Raw genomic sequence first — 16,546 nt, forward strand, 5'->3', positions numbered from 1 at the left:
AATCCTCTTTCACAGCTTGCTTACGCGGAGGCGACCGGCGGCAATATCGTCGGCACCGGACAGGGTGTCGATGTCGTGAGGACGGCACAGGTATATCGTCTTACGGATTCTCTCGGGAGTCAGTGACGTGTCCGCGTACGATCGCACCGAGGCGAGTTGGGAACAAAGTTCCCTCTCGTACATCTCGGACAGACCTTCGGCGAGCCCGCCACCGATCCCGATGCGATCCAGTCGTGGATCGAGGGCGATCATCGTTCTGACCAGCTCGGCGATCGGCTCGACGACCACGCTCAACAGAAGTGATGCACCAGGGGCGCCTGACTCGAGTGCTGGACCGAACGAATCTCTGTCATAGGGCAATTCGAGAGCCGAGGCGACAGCAGCCAACGCCGAGCCGGACGAGATCGCCGCGACATGTCCGATGCCTCCACATGCGCAGGGCAACTGTCGCACTGTATCCGGCCCCGACGTCACTGCACGAAGGTGGCCGACCTCACCTTGCAACCCCAATGCGTCCACTGGAATCACTCCCTCTCTTGCATCAGCTATCCGCAGTGCGATCCCGCTGCTGATGGTGAGGTAGGCGATGCGCCGATCGGTGGGACGTGTAAACCCACGAGCGAATGACGCCAACCCTGCCGTCACGTCGTTCACGAGTGTCCATCGAACGTCCGGGCGGTGGGATTCGAGGAGGCGCAGCAACGGAATCTCACCGGCAGGAGTGCCGCCCCACAATGGGCCGGATCCATGGGCGACGCCCTTCTGTTCGTCGAGCGCGGCCCCGCACGCCATGTTCACTGCGGCACCCGGCGGTAGATATCGATCCAGTGTCTCGATCAGCTCGCGCAGGAGTTGATCGGGAGTGGCAGACGGTTGTCGGAGCACGCTGGGCGATGGCAGCCGTTCGGTTCGCTCACCGCTGCGGATGCGTAGCCACGTACCTCCCAGATCGACCGATACGGTATCCGTCATAGTTCCGGTACCACGTCGATTACGAGCTCCGATCTCTCTCGGGAGAGTCGTAGTGAAGTAAAATTATTCACTCTCAAAAGGTTTCGTCCGGGCTCGGCTCCGATTGCAACGCATGATGCGCCGGAATCGGCCGCAGCAGCCATGCCGGCCGAGGAGTCTTCGAATACGGTGCAGGAGTCGGCGGAAACCTTCAAGCGCGCCGCCGCTGCAAGAAAGCCCTCGGGATCTGGCTTGCCGGCGCGCACGTCCTCAGCGCATACCGACGCGTGTGGAAGCGGGAGGCCCGCTTCAGTGAGCCTTCGCACCATCATCGATCGAGGGGCCGACGTGACAATCGCCCATTGCTCCCGGGGCACAGACGCCAGAAAGTCCTTGGCGCCGGCGATGGCGCGAACTGGATGCGAGTTCTGCTCTTCGCTTTGCCTGATCCAGTTCAGTTCGGATTCGACGTTTGCTCGATTACCGAGAACCCGAACGATGATGTCGGAAGCGATGCGGCCTGGAAGTGCCTGCGCTACCACCGCCCGATCAACGCCGTGCCGGTCCGCGAATTCGAACCAGACAGCCTCGATCGACGCCTGCGAATCGACGAGGGTTCCGTCCATGTCGAACAGCAGTGCCGAGGTCGAAATGGATTGTCGAATCAAGCTGGGCCGCAGAGTCATAAGACGGCCACCCGACTCATTCCCAAACTTTCGCCGGCAATGCGAATCAGATCGAGATCGTGGTCGGTTGAGCGGCGCAGTCGCTGGTCGCCAGGATCGGTATCGAGCACAATCGTCTGTGCACCGATCTCAGACAGAAAATCGATGTCGGCACGTATCTGGTTGATGGTTCCGTACCCGAGTGGACGGTCTGGTGATTCGACAGATCTTTCGGTGGGGAGAAAGTAGATGCGGGGGACGAACTCACGCCCGGGGGCGAGTGAAGCGACTCCAGCGATGCATAGGCCCCGGGTAGGGTGCAATGGGTGCCATGCAGTGCCTAATCTGTTGGTTCGGTCGATCGCAGCGGGTCCGTTGCCGCCGATCCACAACGGAGGGTGTGGTTGCTGCAGCGGTAGAGGTCCGTTGTGCACGCGATGTGTTCCGGCCGAGCCCGGTGCGTCGTATGTCTCCGACGTCCACGCTGCGATCAGGGTTTCGAGAGTGGTATCCGTCAGTCGGCCTCGACGTGTGAACGGAACGCCGAGGACGTCGAAAGCCTGTGCAGTCCAGCCGACCCCGATGCCCACGATCAACCGTCCGCCGCTGAGTCGATCAATCGTCGCGGTCGCGTGGGCGAGGTGGGCCGGGTGTCGGTGACTGCCGATCAGCACGCCGCTGCCCAGGCGAATCGACTCGGTACCCGCTGCGAGCCAGGACAGCGTGGCCAGGCACTCGTAAAACGGAGCGGGAGAGCGGCGATTCGCGTCGTCGGTCAACACCACGTGATCCGAGAGTAGGACATTGTCGAATCCGGCAGCTTCCGCTGTCCGGGCCCACGCGAGAATCCCCTCGGGGTCGATCTGCGGCCCGAAGTTGGGGAGATTGATTCCGTACTTCACAGCGAACTCGGAATCAGTCGCGCTGCGCCCCCGTGGCGGAACGTCAGGAAGTTTCCCCCGTTGGCGGTCAAAGGGCGAGGGGCCTCCTGCCGGCCGATGTGGTGCTCGAACAACTCGATGTTCAAGTCGCCGACGGATACCATCGCCATCCGGGACGTTCCTTCGACGTCGAGATCGAACTGTGCCGTCATGAACCCGCGATCCGCTGCGATGTCGGTGCGGAGCACCTCGGTTCCCGAATGGGCGGTCACCAGACGCGCTATCGCGGCGTCGAGGTCCGGGACGCTGTAGCCCGTGTGATCCAAACCGCGGCAGGTCGGGAGAAGGGCTGACGCGATGTCCTCTCGTCTGTGGTGGAGTCGGGCCTGGGTCTCGTGGAAGTATCCCGGCTCCTCGGGCCACTGCTGAAGTTCGAAGAGATCGCCCCACGGCGACCGGAAGTACACCCACTTGTTGCCCGCAATCGGACCCTCGGGTACCTCGATCACGTCGCCGAGGACTGTCACGTCGCTTCGCGAATCAAGGTAGCTCACAGCGAGTTCGATATCGCCGACAGTGAAGCAGAGATGGTTGGTACCGATGTCGACCAACCGCGGTGGGGGTTGATGGGGCCAATCCGCTGATACGAAATCCACGACCCCCGACAATCCGATCGGTACGGAGACACGTCCGGGGTATCTTACGACGCGGTTCGCACCCAGGAGTGAAGCGAAGAAGTTGGCGGCGGCGTCCGCATCGGGAACGGTGACACCGACTGTGGACAAGGCATCTTCGACATTCGCGGTCACGGTCATGGGATCAGCAGTACCTTTCCTCGGGTTCCGCCCGCGGCCAGCAGAGCGTGGGCTTGGGGTGCTTCGTCGAACCGGAATGTTCGGGCGACAGGGACGGTGACCGAACCGGTCGATACCAGTTCGGCGAATGATTCGAGGCCCGAGCCGTCCTCGTCGACATAGCTTTTCGCCGGTGTGATTCCACGTTGCGGTGCGGGTTGCTCGTTGTCGTCGATGGAGATGAAGGCGCCGTCGTCTCGCACACTGTCGACGGATTCGGCAATACCCGCCGTGTCGACGATGGCGTCGTACTCCTTCTGCGGCAGGTCGACGGGACTCGCTATGACCCGGCTGAGGCTGAGGGCCAAGAGTTCGTCAGTGTCGCTCTCGCGAGCGAGGGCTTCGACGCGGTGTCCCCGCGAGATCAGCAGCGCCGACGCTATTCGGCCCACCGCGCCGGCAGCACCGGTCACCAACACCGTGGATTCTGGTGCAAGGTCGAGTTTCTCGAGGCATTGCACAGCGGTGAGCGCTGCGAGTGGGATCGCAGCAGCGTGCTCGAGGGTGACGTTCGACGGAGCGGGTGCGAACAAGGACTGGTCGGCGGTGACGCGTTCGGCATAGGTTCCGTAGCGGTGTGCCGGTTGCGCGATCATTCCGATGACGCGGTCTCCTGGCGTGAAGCGTGTTACCGCGGATCCGACTGCGATAACAGTTCCGGAGACGTCCCATCCCAATACGGCTGGGAAGTGCAACTCGATGGGCAAGAACCCCGAACGGGTCTTCAGATCGACAGGGTTGACGGCAGCGGCTGCAACGGAAACAGTGACGTCTCCGGGGCCGGATGTCGGCTCGTCAACCTCGGTGAGAGTGAGAACGCTTGGGTCGCCGGTGGCTTCGATTGCGATGGCTTTCATGCGATTCCTTTCATGAGACCTTGCGTTGGAGAATGATCGACGGCGTAGCGGGCATTCGCTTCGGCTGCAGTCAGAACCAGTCCGCCGTCGACGGTAACGGTGGTCCCCGTGAGATAGCTCGAACCGGACCCGGCGAGGAACGCCGCGGCTGCTGCGACCTCGTGCACACCGGCCGGACGCCCCAACGGGATAGCGGGGCGATCGATGTCCGCATACGAGGATTCGTCATCGATGCCGTTCATCGCGGTGGCGGTTTCTCCCGGTGCGACGGAATTGACGCGCACTCCGTGGGGCGCGAATTCGAGGGCGAGGACACGACTCGACGCCGCCAATGCGGCCTTGCTGGCGCAGTAGATTGCACCGCCGGTGATGGGTACCGTGTCATGGATCGATGTGATGTTGACGATCGATCCTGCGATACCTCGCGCGATCATCCGGCGCCCCACCGACGAGGCCAACGCAAGTGGGGTGATCGAATTGACGGCCATGACCTCGCGCATTCGATCGATGGCGAGTGCATCTGCGGGTGATCGATCGTTGATTCCGGCATTGTTTACCAGGCAGTGGATCTCACCCAGTTCATCTGTGCATCTCAGAACGGCGTCGACTGTCGATTCGGCATTGCGCAGGTCCAGTTGCAGGGGAACGACGTCGATGCGGAACTGCGCATTTAGTTCGCTCACCAACCGTGCGATGCGATCGAGACCATTGCCGTATCCGAGGACGAGGTTGTGACCCTCTTTCGCAAGCGCGAGCGCGATTGCCCGGCCGATACCACTACTCGCTCCGGTTATCACTGTGTATTCGAGCTCACTCAACAGAGATCACCACCTTCGGCCGTGTCCTGTGGCCTTCGAGACGATCGAATGCGGACTGTGCTTCGGTCAGAGGAACCACACTGTCGATCAATGCGGTCAATGCCGGGCGAATCAGCGGGAACAGTTCCGCGGCTCGGCGGTAGTGATCTACCCCGTGACGTACTCCGATGATCGAAATGCCGGCCAGCGCAACCGCTCCGGGATCGATCGATTCCGTGTGCGCCGCGACGCCTACGAGGATGCACTTGCCTCCCGGACGGAGAACGCCTACGGCGGTACCCAGCGCACCGGCGCCGCCAGACGCCTCCACGACCACGTCGTACTGCCCGGTCAGGTGTGTGGCATCGGTGAAACTGTGTGTGACGGTGCCGGAGTCGAGGTGTTCGATCGACCGGGGTTCGAGAACGTCGACGGTGATCGGGTATCGACTCAGCATGGCGATGGACAAGCTGCCGATCGTGCCCGCGCCGACGACGAGAACCCGATCACCCGGCGACACCGAAGCAGCGTCGAGCGCCTCGAGCACCGTCACGAGCGGCTCGATGAGAACGTGCTCCGGTTCGACTGTGACGCGACCGAGTGAAACGACCGTGCGCCGCGGCATGCGGAGGAATTCGGCTGCGGCACCAGGATGTTCGTATAGCCCGACCTCACGCAGATCGGAGCATTGGTTGCGTCGTCCGGCCCCGCAGGCCGAACACGCCTGGCAGAAAATCATCGTGCTCCCGGTGACTACGTCACCCGCCGACAGATCGTGAATATTCGGGCCGGTCTGCTCTACGGTGCCCACCCATTCGTGCCCGAAGTGATGCGGAAACGATGTAAGGCCATCAGTGAGGTATGACGACGTGCCGTGCAACAACTCCAGATCCGTACCGCACAGACCGACATAGGCAACCTTGACGACGACATCGTCAGGCCCGCAGTTGGGACGGTCGATCGTCACGATCGACACGGAACGGGGAGCGTCGATCATCGCAGCTCTCATGGCTTTCACGTCACGCTCCGAGCAGTGCGCCGACTGACGAACAGCAGCAGTACTGCGCCCGCCGCGAGGACTGCCCCGATAGCAGGCAGGACTGCAACGCTGTTGCCGCCGGACAGAGCGATCGAGCCGATCCACGCGCCGGCAGCATTCGCAAGTTGGAATCCTGCAATGTTGACCGTGGCAGCAAGGTGCGGGGCTTCGCTTGCAGCACCGATGAGTTTCGAGGCGAGCGGCGGAATAATGGAAAAACCGGTAGCACCGAGTACGAACATCCAGGCGAAGGCAAACCAAGACGTTCCGCCGAAGACGAAGAGAGCGAGAAGTGCCAACGCGAGCGCGGTCAACGCGATGTACAGCGTTTTGTCCAGGTCCTTGTCTGCGTAGTAACCACCGAGTTGATTGCCGACAACAGACCCGACGCCGAATACGAACAACACCACCGTCACCGTCGACACCGAGATGCCGGCATGCTCGGTGAGATACGGCGAGATGTAGGTGAACACCACGAAAAGCGCTGCCTGACTGAGAGCGGTCAGCCCGATCGCCCACAGAACTGGGCCCCGGGTGAACACCCGTAGCTCTGAGCTGACGTTGCCGGTCTGGTGCGAGGGAGCGGCGTTGCGCGTCGAGGCGATCAGCGCAGCGGTGACCAGCAGTTGGAAAACGGCGATGATCGCAAAAGACCAGCGCCAACCCAGTTGTGTACCGATGAGAGTTCCCAAGGGGACGCCGAGGACCGTCGCCAGGTTCAGTCCGAGGGTGACGCGGGCGATCACACGCCCTTGGAATTCAGGCGCCACCAACGACGTCGCCAGCACCAGGCACAGAGCGAAGAACGTCGCGTGTGGCAGAGCAGTGATGATCCGAAATATCACCATGGTTGCGAAGTTCGGTGCCAGCGCAGTTCCGATGTTGCCGATGACGAAGAGAGCCATCAGAGCCGCGATGAGAGGTGTCCGCGGCACCCTGGTGGTAGCGATCGTCAGTAGAGGGCCACCGATGACCACTGTGACGGCATAGATGGTGACGAGCAGTCCGGCTGTGGAGGTGCTGACCCCGAGGTCGGTGGAGATGTCCGGAAGTACGCCGGCCACAAGGTATTCGACAGTGCCGACGCCGAACACTGCCAGGAGCATCCAGATTATTGCGGCATTCGCGTTGGTAGAGCGAGCCGTTGTCGTCAATTCGTGCGGAGTTTCGACCACCATGGCCTATCCCTTCTCGTATCCGGTGTATTCGACGACTGCGCATCCCCATGTGAACCCGACGCCGATGCCGGTGAGCATGATCCGGTCTCCAGGGTGCAGGGCCATGCTGCGGCGGAGCAGGTCGAGGCCCAGTAGTGGGTCGGCAGCACCGGTGTGGCCGATGGTTCTGCCGAGTTCGACCAAGGTCTGCTCGGCGCGGATCTTCAGCGGCTCGAAACATTGTTTGCGGAGTAGGACGTTGCCGAAATTCGGTACGATCCAGGTGGCGATGTCACCGTGATGAGTGGCGGCATCACCCAAAGCTGTTTCAGCGCATCGAGACAGAGCGGCCGCGTTGCGTGACCAGAACTCGTCGATGGAGTGAGTCTCGGTGAAGCCCCCCACCCGTGCTCGGAGATCGATCGGGTCGGCGGTGCCGTAGACAGGCATGCTTGTGCGCTCGTGCCCGCGGTGCATCTGCTCGAGGTGTGCATCAGTGACTACGGAAGTCGAAAGAATACGAAAGGGACCCGGATCCGGGCCGATGACAGCAGCGGCCGCGCCGTCTCCGTAGGCGAGACCGCTGTCGGAATTCCACCGGTCGAACAGGGGGAGACGCCAAGCGTCGGATGCAGTTACCAGGCCTTTGCCGTGTCCGTCGAACCAGCGGCCGATCAGTTCGATTCCGACGATTGCTCCGGCGCAGGCTGTTCGGATCTCGATCGGCAGGCAGTCGTCGATGCCAAGTTCGTTCTGAATGTAGGCGCCGCAGTTCCACGCCTCCAGGCCGTTGTGCAGAACCACTGCATGCACGAGTAGGTCGATTTCGTTGCTGCTGATTCCGCTGTCGGCCAATGCAGCTCTGCCTGCGAAAACTGCCATCTCCGGCGCGGATTCGCCGATATCAGGGTCCGACACTGCAACCGAAGTCTGTCCGGTCTTCTGCTGTTCGACGGGATCGAACCGTCCTTCGGTCACCATGTCGGAGGCTTGTTCCCGCCTGTCCGGTAGGTATGAGCCGAAGCCTTCGATGTAGAGGCCGCCCCACCTCATGACGCGACCTTCGTCACCGACGTCTCACGGACGCGTAGCTCGTCGCTCTTCCTGTTCAAAAGGGCGGAGGCAGAGTTGATTCCGTCGACCGTGACATCATTGACGAAGTGGTGTCCACCGATCCCGACCGGCAAAGGCAGCCGTTGCCGCCCGTCCCGATGACGCACTGTGTCGGCCAATGCGGCGCCGAGGACGCCCGGTGTGGACAAGACGTCGTTCCAGGTGGGAAGGCCGAGGCGCCTCATTACAGTCAGGACGCGATCAAGTTCAGCTTCACTGATACTTCCCCGCAAATAACCCAGTGCAGACGTCAATGCCATGTCGACAGCTACGGCTTCACCGTGCAGAAGTTCCGGTAGTGCTTCCATCTCGAGCGTGGGCGAGAATGTGTGGCCGTAGTCGACGCAGCGTTCGAGGCAGGATTCCCACAGATTGGGCTGCAGTTCCTCGAGCATCAGGTGGATCGACTCGGCGATGACTTGTGTTGCTGCTGTGTCGAGTTCGTCGGAAGAGCCCTGAAACCTGTCATCGATCAATCGTTCCCCGAAGATTTCCAGCAGTTCGAAGAGGTCGAGGGATTTGATCAAGGCCATCTTGAGTATCTCGGCAAGGCCGTTGGACAAGTGTCGGTTGTCGAGGGTACGCAGGAATGCTCGGTCGACAAAAGTTGCCAGGGCCGGTGCATACGTCCCCAGTCGATTCTTGCCCATGCCGTAGTTGACTCCGGTCTTGACGCCGACCCCGGCGTCGACGAGGCCGATCAGTGTGGTGGGGACCCGGATGTACGGCGTTCCGCGGCGGTAGACGCTCGCGGCGAAACCAACAATGTCGAGTAGAACACCCCCGCCGATCGCGATTACCGGCTCCCTGCGTCGGTCGATGCCGAATCCGTTCATCGCGTCGACCACCCGCACCGCAGAACCCCACTCTTTGACCGTCTCGTCGGCTCGCATCGGTACGAAGGATGCTCGTATTCCGTGGTGTTCGAAGTAGCCTCGAATTCTATCCCCGTGAATTCGGTCGACGTTCGCGTCGATGATGATCAAGCGTCGGTCTCCGCGGTGTAGCGACGCTGCGCTGCACCCGTCGAGTAGTCGAGTGCTGTCCTTGGCGAACAGATTTCGTGCGGCAATCACGTGATACTCGACCTGTTTGACCGCTTCGACCTTCCATGTCGAATCGGTGGCCGCGCTGTGGCTGAGACCCAGTTTGAATGAAGCGGCACTACGCATGTCGATCCCCCTAGACGGTGTGAAAGAGCGTTCGCGAGCTGTGTCAGCAGTACGGCGGGACTTCAGTGAACGAAATGAACTTTCGAGGAGAACAGTAGGACATTCGCATAGTGATCGCTACAAGAGTAGAATAGATCACATTTGGATCGGTAGATGCTGCGGAATTGGGAGGTTGCATGGCCGGGGTGCCGGGACAAGGGCGGAAGTTCGACGTAGACGCGGCCTTGGACAAAGCGATGTATGCCTTCTGGGAGCACGGCTACGAGGGGACATCCGTTGCCATGTTGACTGCTGCGATGCAGATAAATCCACCGAGTCTCTACAGTGCTTTCGGCGGCAAGGAAGGAGTGTTCTTTGCCGCCGTCGATCACTACAACGCGACTCGCGGCGACTTCATGGACCGGGCGTTCGCCGAAGAGCGCGAGGCATCCGAATTGATTCGCCGCCTCTTGAACGACGCGGCGTCCCATTACACCGACGAGTCTTGTCCGGGTGGTTGTCTGATCATCAGCGCGGCGGTCAGCGTAACCGACGCCAACAGTCACATAGCAAACCGATTGCGCGACATGCGAAATGCCAACGTGGTGTTGCTGTCGCAGAGGATCGCAGCCGATATCGCCAACGGACTCATGCCCGCTGACTCCGATCCCGAGGACCTTGCCGAGTTCATCGGTGTAGTCATCCAAGGCATGTCTCAGCGCGCCCGAGACGGTGCAACACAGAGGCAATTGGAACTCGTAGCGAACAGGTCTTTCGACTCGCTGAACTTCTCGAAAGACCTCATCGGCTGAACAGATTTCAGTTGACGGTCGGGGGTCGAGCTGGATTGGGCGATGGAGAGCATCGAGGTCGGTCCTAGTGACCTTCTATCCCAATGTAATTCGTCACTGACCGTGATGGCTGTCGGTTCGTTGAAGGAAGGGGCGAGGCCAGGCTCCGAGTGCGAGCACGGCGAGGATCGTCTGGGCCAGTCCGGTGGTGAAGAAGATGCCTTGCAGCGGCGACCAGGCGAGAACGATGGCGATCTCGACGAAGATCCAGATAATCATGGTCAGCCCGGCGGCGGCGTGCAGGCCCCATGCCAGACGGAACCTGTTGTGCTGAGCGAAGAGCGCGGCGGCTTGGATGCCTCCGACGACAACGCCGAGGAGGATTCCGGGCCAGAAATATGAAGGGAAGACGGTTCCCTCGATCCACTCAGGAGGCAGGCCCATCCCGCCGCCGATCGTCAGGCCCGCCATTCCCACGAGCGCAGAGAGCAGGTTGAGCCACGCGATGGCGGACAGACCGATCCGGAGACCCCGTGGAGGGAGCGATGTGGACGTCATGCCTGACAACGATAGAGAGGGTCAGTCGAGCCCGTCCATGTTCCTGCGCGTTGCCGCGCTGGCAGCGTCGGCATCACCCGCGACGATTGCTTCCACCAGATCTCGGTGGGCAGCGGCTTCGTCGTCGATGGATTGGGGGTTTCGTGCCGTGACGTCGGTGATAACGTCCAGGGCCGAGTTGCGGAGCGTTTCGATGAATGAATCGAACACCATCGACAACACGCTGTTGTGCGCAGCATTCACCACGGCGCGATGTAGTTCCATGTCAGCGTCGACAAATTCTGTTGGTGTCGAAGCATTTTCACGGGCTTCGAGTGCTGCCCGTAACAGGTCGACGTCGGCAGAGGTCCGACGCATGGCAGCCAGGCGGCCCGCTTCCACTTCCAGAAGTCGGCGTACTTCGTAGACTTCGCGGCGGTCCGAGCGTTTGAGTTCTCGCTCGAGTTCTGTGACCGGAGTCGAGGACATGACGTAGGTGCCGGATCCTTGATGAGAGTAGAGCTGTCCCGACGCGATCAGTGCACGCACGGCTTCCCTGCCGGTCGAACGCCCGACTCCGAGAAGCGTGCTCAGATCCTGCTCGTTCGGGATTTTCGTCCCGACCGGCCATTCGCCGTCGCCGATGAGGCGCGCAAGTTCGTCTGCGGCTTTCTGTACCAGTGACTGCTGCTTGACCTGGCGCACTGCCATGTGTCTGCTCCTGACTGACTCGGTGAACCGCCGTGGAGCGGCCCACCGAGTGACACTTCATGTCCTCCGATGAATCTTCAGACTACGGGGCTGTCTTCGGGTTATCGAAGGGCGATGACGTCCAGTTCGCGCTCCGTCTCGTCCTCCGGGTCGAGGCGTCGATCGCGCAAGGTGAATGCGATGACGGCTCCGACCAACAGCACTGCAGTTGTCGCCCCGATCGCCATGCGCGGTCCGAAGTGATCTGCCAGGTAACCGAACAGCGGAGAGGCGATGCCTCCCACTGACATTGCGAGTCCGAGGGTCACCCCACTTGCCGTGCCTGGGCGGTTCGGTAGGTAGTCCTGCGCCAATGTCACCTGTGGCGCGAAGGGCAAGAACATCGCGAATCCGAGACAGACGATTCCAAGTTCGGCAATTGCCACGTTCGGAGCCGCGGCGAGCAATGCCAGTGAAGGTACCGCAAGCAGGTAACCGAGTCGGATGGATGCACGTCGACCACGACGGTCCGCGAGGACTCCGCCCAGTAGCGTGCCGGCCGCTCCCGCCAAGGTGAAGGAGGACAACACGATTGCTGCACTCGAGGACGATCCGTTCAGTCCGTTGAGTACGTACGGTGAGACCAACGACAGCGTGGTCACATATGGAATTGACCAACACACCGTTACCAGCACGAGTCGGGTGAACGAGCGCCAATCATCTGACACGGGACCGTTCGCTGCTAGCTGCGAACTCAATGATTGGGCTGATTCGGCGTCCGTGCCCGTGCCGGCTGGTCGTGATTGGGCGACGATCCACCAAATAGCCGCTACCGCTGCAGGAACTGCGAGCAGGTAGCCGCCGGACAATCCGAGCGAACCGACCACGAGCGTGACGAACGGTGGCGCCAGTGAGGCTCCCAACGTGCCGCCCACGGAGAACACGCTCATGGCCTTCTGCGAGTGACCTCCAGCTGCGCGTGCCAAATTTGTGGCGGGCGGATGGTATGCGGCAATGCCGATGCCGGCCAAAGCAATTGCCAGCCAAGTGACGATGTAGGTGGTGCTCATCGCGGCCACGACAATTCCCGTTGCGGCCGTCACAAAACCTGTGGGTACCAGCCAATTCCGGCTCTTTCGATCGACCAGCATGCCGAATGCGGGTTGCACGACACTGGATAGTCCGGTCGCGGCGAGCGTGATTCCGGCAACCGCGGAGTAGGAATATCCGCGTTCCAGCATCATGAACGGCAACAGTGCAGGCACAGCCCCCTGGTACAGATCGTTCACGACGTGTGTGCCGGTGAGAAACGCAACTTGCCCCTTCTTCATCTCCTTGGGCATCCCTTCGTTCAGGTCTTCAAGTCCTCAGGTCCTCTGAGGACTTGAAACCTACATGAACTCACGAACGCACGGTTGTGTTGGAGACCTGGATCTCATTCGCGACGACTGCCTAACTCGCAGCAGTCGCGGCATTGCGGGCGGCGAGTTGTGCGAAAGCGTGGGTCAGTTCTGCCGGGCCGACGACATCGATGTCGGTGTCGAATCGGTTGAAGGAGGCTGCCAGCGCCGTCCAGGACCATGATCCGGCTTCGAGGCTGCACTGGTCGGGGCCAAGATCTTCGACGGCGCCGTCCTCGACAAAGGGAAGAACATAACTGGCTGGTCGATGGAGAACGACCTTGCCGTGGCACGGCCATTTGTTGATATGTTCCGATCCCTTGAAGCACGCGGCCACGTATTCGCTCACGTCACCGCCGGGGATCTCCTTCGGTGTGAACTGCGGGCCGTTCGGGATGCGTGGGGTGATGCGATCGGCGCGGAAGATTCGCCAGTCGTCTCGCTCGAGATCCCACGCGACGAGGTACCAGCGACGCTTGGAGGTCACCAGATGATGTGGCTCCACGCGGCGTGGGGGTGTTATTTCGATGTTGTCAGTTGAGCGGCCGTTCGAGTAGTCGAAGCGGAGCACCTCGCGAGCGCGCACCGCTGCGGAAATCGCTACGAGCACCTCAGGGGACACCGAGTCTGCGTCGCTGGAATCGGTCGAAATCGTGGTGAACGTGAGTGCGTCGAGGCGATGACGCAGGCGCGACGGCATCACTTGTCGCACGGTGGTCAGCGCACGCACTGCGTCCTCTTCGATGCCGACGCCGGTCAGCGTCGCCGCCTGCAGAGCGACTGCCAAGGCGATGACCTGATCGTCGTCGAACAGCAGGGGTGGTAGCTCGCTGCCGGCGTCGAGTCGGTATCCGCCGTCCGGGCCCATGGTCGCCGCAATGCTGTAACCCATCTCCCGGAGCCGGTCGATGTCGCGGCGGACCGTGCGGTGGCTGATGTCGAGCCGCTCGGCGAGTAGAGCGCCCGGCCAGTCGCGCCTCGTCTGCAAGAGGGACAGCAGATTCAAGAGCCGAGTGGTGGTCGCCATGTCGTGAGACTACGACGAGTCTAGGACGAAAACAGTCCTATACGGCTGTGAGAGTCGACGTTGTCAGGGAAAACCCGGGCGACGTTCGTACTAGGAGCAGACATGAGCATCAAGACAACGACCCACCTCAACTTCCGCGGAGACGCCCGCGCGGCTCTGGAGTTCTACCAGTCCGTCTTCGGTGGCGAGGTCACGATCGCAACCTACGGCGACTTCGGAATGCCCAAGGATGTGCCTGGCGCTGAGAACATTGTGTTCGGCCAAGTCGAAACCGCGGACGGCTTCAGCGTGATGGCGTACGACATCCCAGGACAGTCGGGCGGCTCGACCGCCAATGCCGGCACGACGCACCGCGAGAACGGCACCACGATCACCGACCAACCGTTCTTCGTCTCGGTTCGCGGTGAATCGCTCGAAGAGGTGCAGGGTTACTGGGCCAAACTCTCTGTCGGTGGATCCATCATCGAGGGTCTTGCCGCGGCGGCGTGGAGCCCCGGATTCGGCATGCTCACCGATGCGTTCGGGGTGACGTGGATCCTCGACGTCGCTGCCGGCGAAAACCCGGCCTGATCATTCAGACGACAAAGCCGCTGGCACCGAAAGGTGTCCAGCGGCTCCAGCGCGTCGGTGCCCGTCTTGCGCCTCTCGGCAAGTGGCCACTCGAAGTGGCAATTCTGGGGTGGTACCCGGGGCAAAGAACCGAACACCGACACCATCTCCAACGAACCTCCACACGGAGTTATTCCATGCTGACTTGTGCCGCGGTCAATCGTGGTCCTGCTCATCGCTCAGCTCCAGCAGAGCTGAGATGAGGATCTGAATCAGCCGGTGACACCGGTCAATTCGTTGGGGGCGTGATCGAGGGTGGTCTCGGTCAGGATGCTGCCGTCTTCGAGGTCGACGGCGATCAGCTTCTTCGACGTGGGATCGGTGACGTACGCGGTGTGGTCTTCCACGAAGAGTGCCGGCCTGGGCTCTTGCCACTTGGTGGGCTCGGTCCATGCGTCGATGACGGCGATCTTCTTGGTGACGACGCCGGTGTTCGGGTCGACGACGTGGATGGCGCCGTCGGTGCCGAGCACCAGTGCCTCTCCGTGCGGTCCGCGGCCGAGTGAGCGGAAGGTGTAGCTGGTGCCGAGGTCGACGAGCTTGAGTTCGGACGTCGTCGTGTTGGTCAGCGAGACCCGTTGCGGACGTTCGAGTTCGGCGTCCTTGTCAGTCTTGTAATCGCCCAGGACGATGTCCGACTCCTCCGAGCCTGCTTGATTTCCGATGCGGCCGTATGCATCCGGACTCTGGACCTTGGTGATCGCTCCGTTCTTGTACACGAGCAACCCGTCCTGGCAGCCCAGCACGATGGCTTCGCCGGCAGCGACTGCTTCGCCGTGGACACCGGGGCACTGTTCGTTGCGCAGGATTTCCTTGCGGTCGGCATCGAGGATGGCAATGCCGTTGCGGGACTCCGAATTTCCGATGGTCGTCAACAGGCTGCCGTCGGCAAGTGCGACCGCAACGCCGTGATGGGGTTCTGGCGTGGTGTACGTCTCGACGCGAGGTTGGCGCTTTGCCAGTTGCGCCGGATCGAAGATCTCGACGAGTCCCGAGCCGTCGTTGAAGAGGACGGTCTTTCCGGCATGGCGTACAACGTGTCCGGGTTCGTTGGCTGCGAACTCGACCTCGGACATCGCGGGATCGGCTGTGTAGTAGTGGGAATGGTCGCCGTGGGCCGAGGACCACGTGCCGGTGTCGAGCACCTTGAACGCCTCACCCGACGAGATCATGACGTGGCGACCGTCGCCGGCCGGGTTGAGTCGCGTGAAGCCGTCGATCTTGGTCTCGCCGACCACGTCGAGCGACGTTGCATCCAGCACCAGGACGCCACCGTCGTAGGAGACTGCGAGACGCGGTGTTGCCGAGGCTTGTTCGGTGGGTGCGGACGCGGTTGTCGTGGTGGTCTCCGACGGGGCCGAGTCCTTGTTGTCGGACGAGCAGCCCGTGACGAGGGCGAGTGAGAGGCCAACTGATGTGGCAAGGGTGAGGCGCCGCGACATGCGGGTGTTGAGGTGCATGGGTATAGATCTACTGCTTAATGTAAATGATTGTCAAAGTCGAGTATGCGAATGTTCGCATGTCGGGCGTGGGCACCGCGCTCGAGCATTCGCGAGCCGATGACCCCGAACACGAGTTCCCAGAAAGGGCGTTCCGATATTGAGCGGTTGAGAACATGCCTGCGATTCTTTGCCGCGTACGGAATCAGCCGCGTCGAACGCCTCGACATTGGATCATGGCCGTCGGCGTAAGTCATGACCCAGGATTCCAGGGCTGGCAGCAGGCCTGGGCATAGTGTGTATTCCCGCCCAGGTCGGCCGGTGTTCGAGTATGTGGGTCCTGATGTCGGCCTGATGCCGAGGACTCCGAATTCGGTGTTGATCAGGAATCCGGAATCGCTCAGTATCGATCCGAAGGTCTCCGTCAGCGAGTGCATGGTCGAAGGGCATTCCATGCGCCACAGCGTTGTTGGCTGCTGCGCACGCGTAGTAGCCGAAGGGGCTGCGTCCGAAGGATGGCGCGTACGCGACGTAGCGACGGCTTAAAGGACCATGTCTTTGGCCCACTGATCCAACTCGAGCAAATTG

The 16,546-nt window shown here is 61.5% G+C and carries 17 protein-coding genes; 2 read left to right on the forward strand and 15 right to left on the reverse strand.

Going from position 1 to position 16,546, the window contains the following annotated elements; genetic code table 11:
• Nucleotides 1-9: 9 nt before the first annotated feature.
• From RE4_RS01535 to RE4_RS01580, 10 genes are read right to left on the reverse strand one after another with little or no spacing between them, the layout of a single operon-like run.
• On the reverse strand, nt 10-972 hold the full coding sequence (locus tag RE4_RS01535; protein ID WP_019745660.1) for an ROK family protein: 963 nt from the start codon (nt 970-972) through the stop codon (nt 10-12).
• Nucleotides 969-1,637: an HAD-IA family hydrolase gene (locus RE4_RS01540; protein WP_019745659.1), complete on the reverse strand. Its 669-nt coding sequence runs from the start codon at nt 1,635-1,637 to the stop codon at nt 969-971. The genes RE4_RS01535 and RE4_RS01540 overlap by 4 nt, the downstream gene beginning before the upstream one ends.
• Entirely contained in the window at nt 1,634-2,518 is an 885-nt protein-coding gene (locus tag RE4_RS01545) for a TIGR03619 family F420-dependent LLM class oxidoreductase (protein WP_020971055.1), read from the reverse strand. The genes RE4_RS01540 and RE4_RS01545 overlap by 4 nt, the downstream gene beginning before the upstream one ends.
• Nucleotides 2,515-3,312 (reverse strand): VOC family protein, encoded by a 798-nt coding sequence (locus tag RE4_RS01550; protein ID WP_019745657.1) that lies wholly within the window; start codon nt 3,310-3,312, stop codon nt 2,515-2,517. The genes RE4_RS01545 and RE4_RS01550 overlap by 4 nt, the downstream gene beginning before the upstream one ends.
• The gene (locus RE4_RS01555; protein WP_020909402.1) at nt 3,309-4,208 is read right to left on the reverse strand and encodes an NADP-dependent oxidoreductase; all 900 of its coding nucleotides are present in this window, start codon (nt 4,206-4,208) and stop codon (nt 3,309-3,311) included. The genes RE4_RS01550 and RE4_RS01555 overlap by 4 nt, the downstream gene beginning before the upstream one ends.
• Nucleotides 4,205-5,026 carry an SDR family oxidoreductase gene (locus RE4_RS01560; RefSeq protein ID WP_019745655.1) on the reverse strand — a complete coding sequence of 274 codons (822 nt, stop codon included), beginning with the start codon at nt 5,024-5,026 and terminating at the stop codon, nt 4,205-4,207. Before RE4_RS01560 ends, RE4_RS01555 begins: the two co-directional genes overlap by 4 nt.
• The gene (locus RE4_RS01565) at nt 5,019-6,014 is read right to left on the reverse strand and encodes a zinc-dependent alcohol dehydrogenase (RefSeq protein ID WP_020909399.1); all 996 of its coding nucleotides are present in this window, start codon (nt 6,012-6,014) and stop codon (nt 5,019-5,021) included. Before RE4_RS01565 ends, RE4_RS01560 begins: the two co-directional genes overlap by 8 nt.
• 5 nt (nt 6,015-6,019) lie before the next feature.
• A complete protein-coding gene (locus tag RE4_RS01570; RefSeq protein ID WP_020971053.1) occupies nt 6,020-7,222 on the reverse strand; it encodes an MFS transporter in 1,203 nt (400 codons plus the stop codon).
• Between the two features lie 3 nt (nt 7,223-7,225).
• Entirely contained in the window at nt 7,226-8,254 is a 1,029-nt protein-coding gene (locus RE4_RS01575; protein WP_060937863.1) for a 3-oxoacyl-ACP synthase III family protein, read from the reverse strand.
• Nucleotides 8,251-9,486 (reverse strand): sedoheptulose 7-phosphate cyclase, encoded by a 1,236-nt coding sequence (locus tag RE4_RS01580; protein WP_060937864.1) that lies wholly within the window; start codon nt 9,484-9,486, stop codon nt 8,251-8,253. Before RE4_RS01580 ends, RE4_RS01575 begins: the two co-directional genes overlap by 4 nt.
• Before the next feature lie 176 nt (nt 9,487-9,662).
• Between RE4_RS01580 and RE4_RS01585 the strand changes: the two genes are divergently transcribed.
• Nucleotides 9,663-10,277, forward strand: coding sequence for a TetR/AcrR family transcriptional regulator (locus tag RE4_RS01585; protein ID WP_020909395.1), 615 nt, complete (start codon nt 9,663-9,665; stop codon nt 10,275-10,277).
• 93 nt (nt 10,278-10,370) lie between these two features.
• Here RE4_RS01585 and RE4_RS01590 read toward each other — a convergent pair whose 3' ends face one another.
• The 4 genes from RE4_RS01590 to RE4_RS01605 form a co-directional block, all read right to left on the reverse strand.
• Nucleotides 10,371-10,814 carry a hypothetical protein gene (locus tag RE4_RS01590; protein ID WP_232816849.1) on the reverse strand — a complete coding sequence of 148 codons (444 nt, stop codon included), beginning with the start codon at nt 10,812-10,814 and terminating at the stop codon, nt 10,371-10,373.
• 21 nt (nt 10,815-10,835) lie between these two features.
• The gene (locus tag RE4_RS01595; protein ID WP_020909393.1) at nt 10,836-11,504 is read right to left on the reverse strand and encodes a FadR/GntR family transcriptional regulator; all 669 of its coding nucleotides are present in this window, start codon (nt 11,502-11,504) and stop codon (nt 10,836-10,838) included.
• A 101-nt stretch (nt 11,505-11,605) separates the two neighbouring features.
• On the reverse strand, nt 11,606-12,814 hold the full coding sequence (locus RE4_RS01600; RefSeq protein ID WP_060938242.1) for an MFS transporter: 1,209 nt from the start codon (nt 12,812-12,814) through the stop codon (nt 11,606-11,608).
• Nucleotides 12,815-12,935: 121 nt separating this feature from the next.
• Nucleotides 12,936-13,910, reverse strand: a complete 975-nt coding sequence (locus tag RE4_RS01605; RefSeq protein ID WP_060937865.1) for a helix-turn-helix transcriptional regulator — start codon at nt 13,908-13,910, stop codon at nt 12,936-12,938.
• A 102-nt stretch (nt 13,911-14,012) separates the two neighbouring features.
• On the opposite strand from RE4_RS01605, the gene RE4_RS01610 reads away from it, so the two are divergent.
• Entirely contained in the window at nt 14,013-14,480 is a 468-nt protein-coding gene (locus RE4_RS01610; protein ID WP_029256446.1) for a VOC family protein, read from the forward strand.
• 251 nt (nt 14,481-14,731) lie between these two features.
• Here RE4_RS01610 and aztD read toward each other — a convergent pair whose 3' ends face one another.
• Nucleotides 14,732-15,979 carry a zinc metallochaperone AztD gene (gene aztD / locus RE4_RS01615; protein ID WP_060937866.1) on the reverse strand — a complete coding sequence of 416 codons (1,248 nt, stop codon included), beginning with the start codon at nt 15,977-15,979 and terminating at the stop codon, nt 14,732-14,734.
• Nucleotides 15,980-16,546: the final 567 nt, after the last annotated feature.

The sequence above is a fragment of the Rhodococcus erythropolis NBRC 15567 genome, assembly GCF_001552595.1.
In the GTDB taxonomy this organism is placed as follows: domain Bacteria; phylum Actinomycetota; class Actinomycetes; order Mycobacteriales; family Mycobacteriaceae; genus Rhodococcus_F; species Rhodococcus_F erythropolis.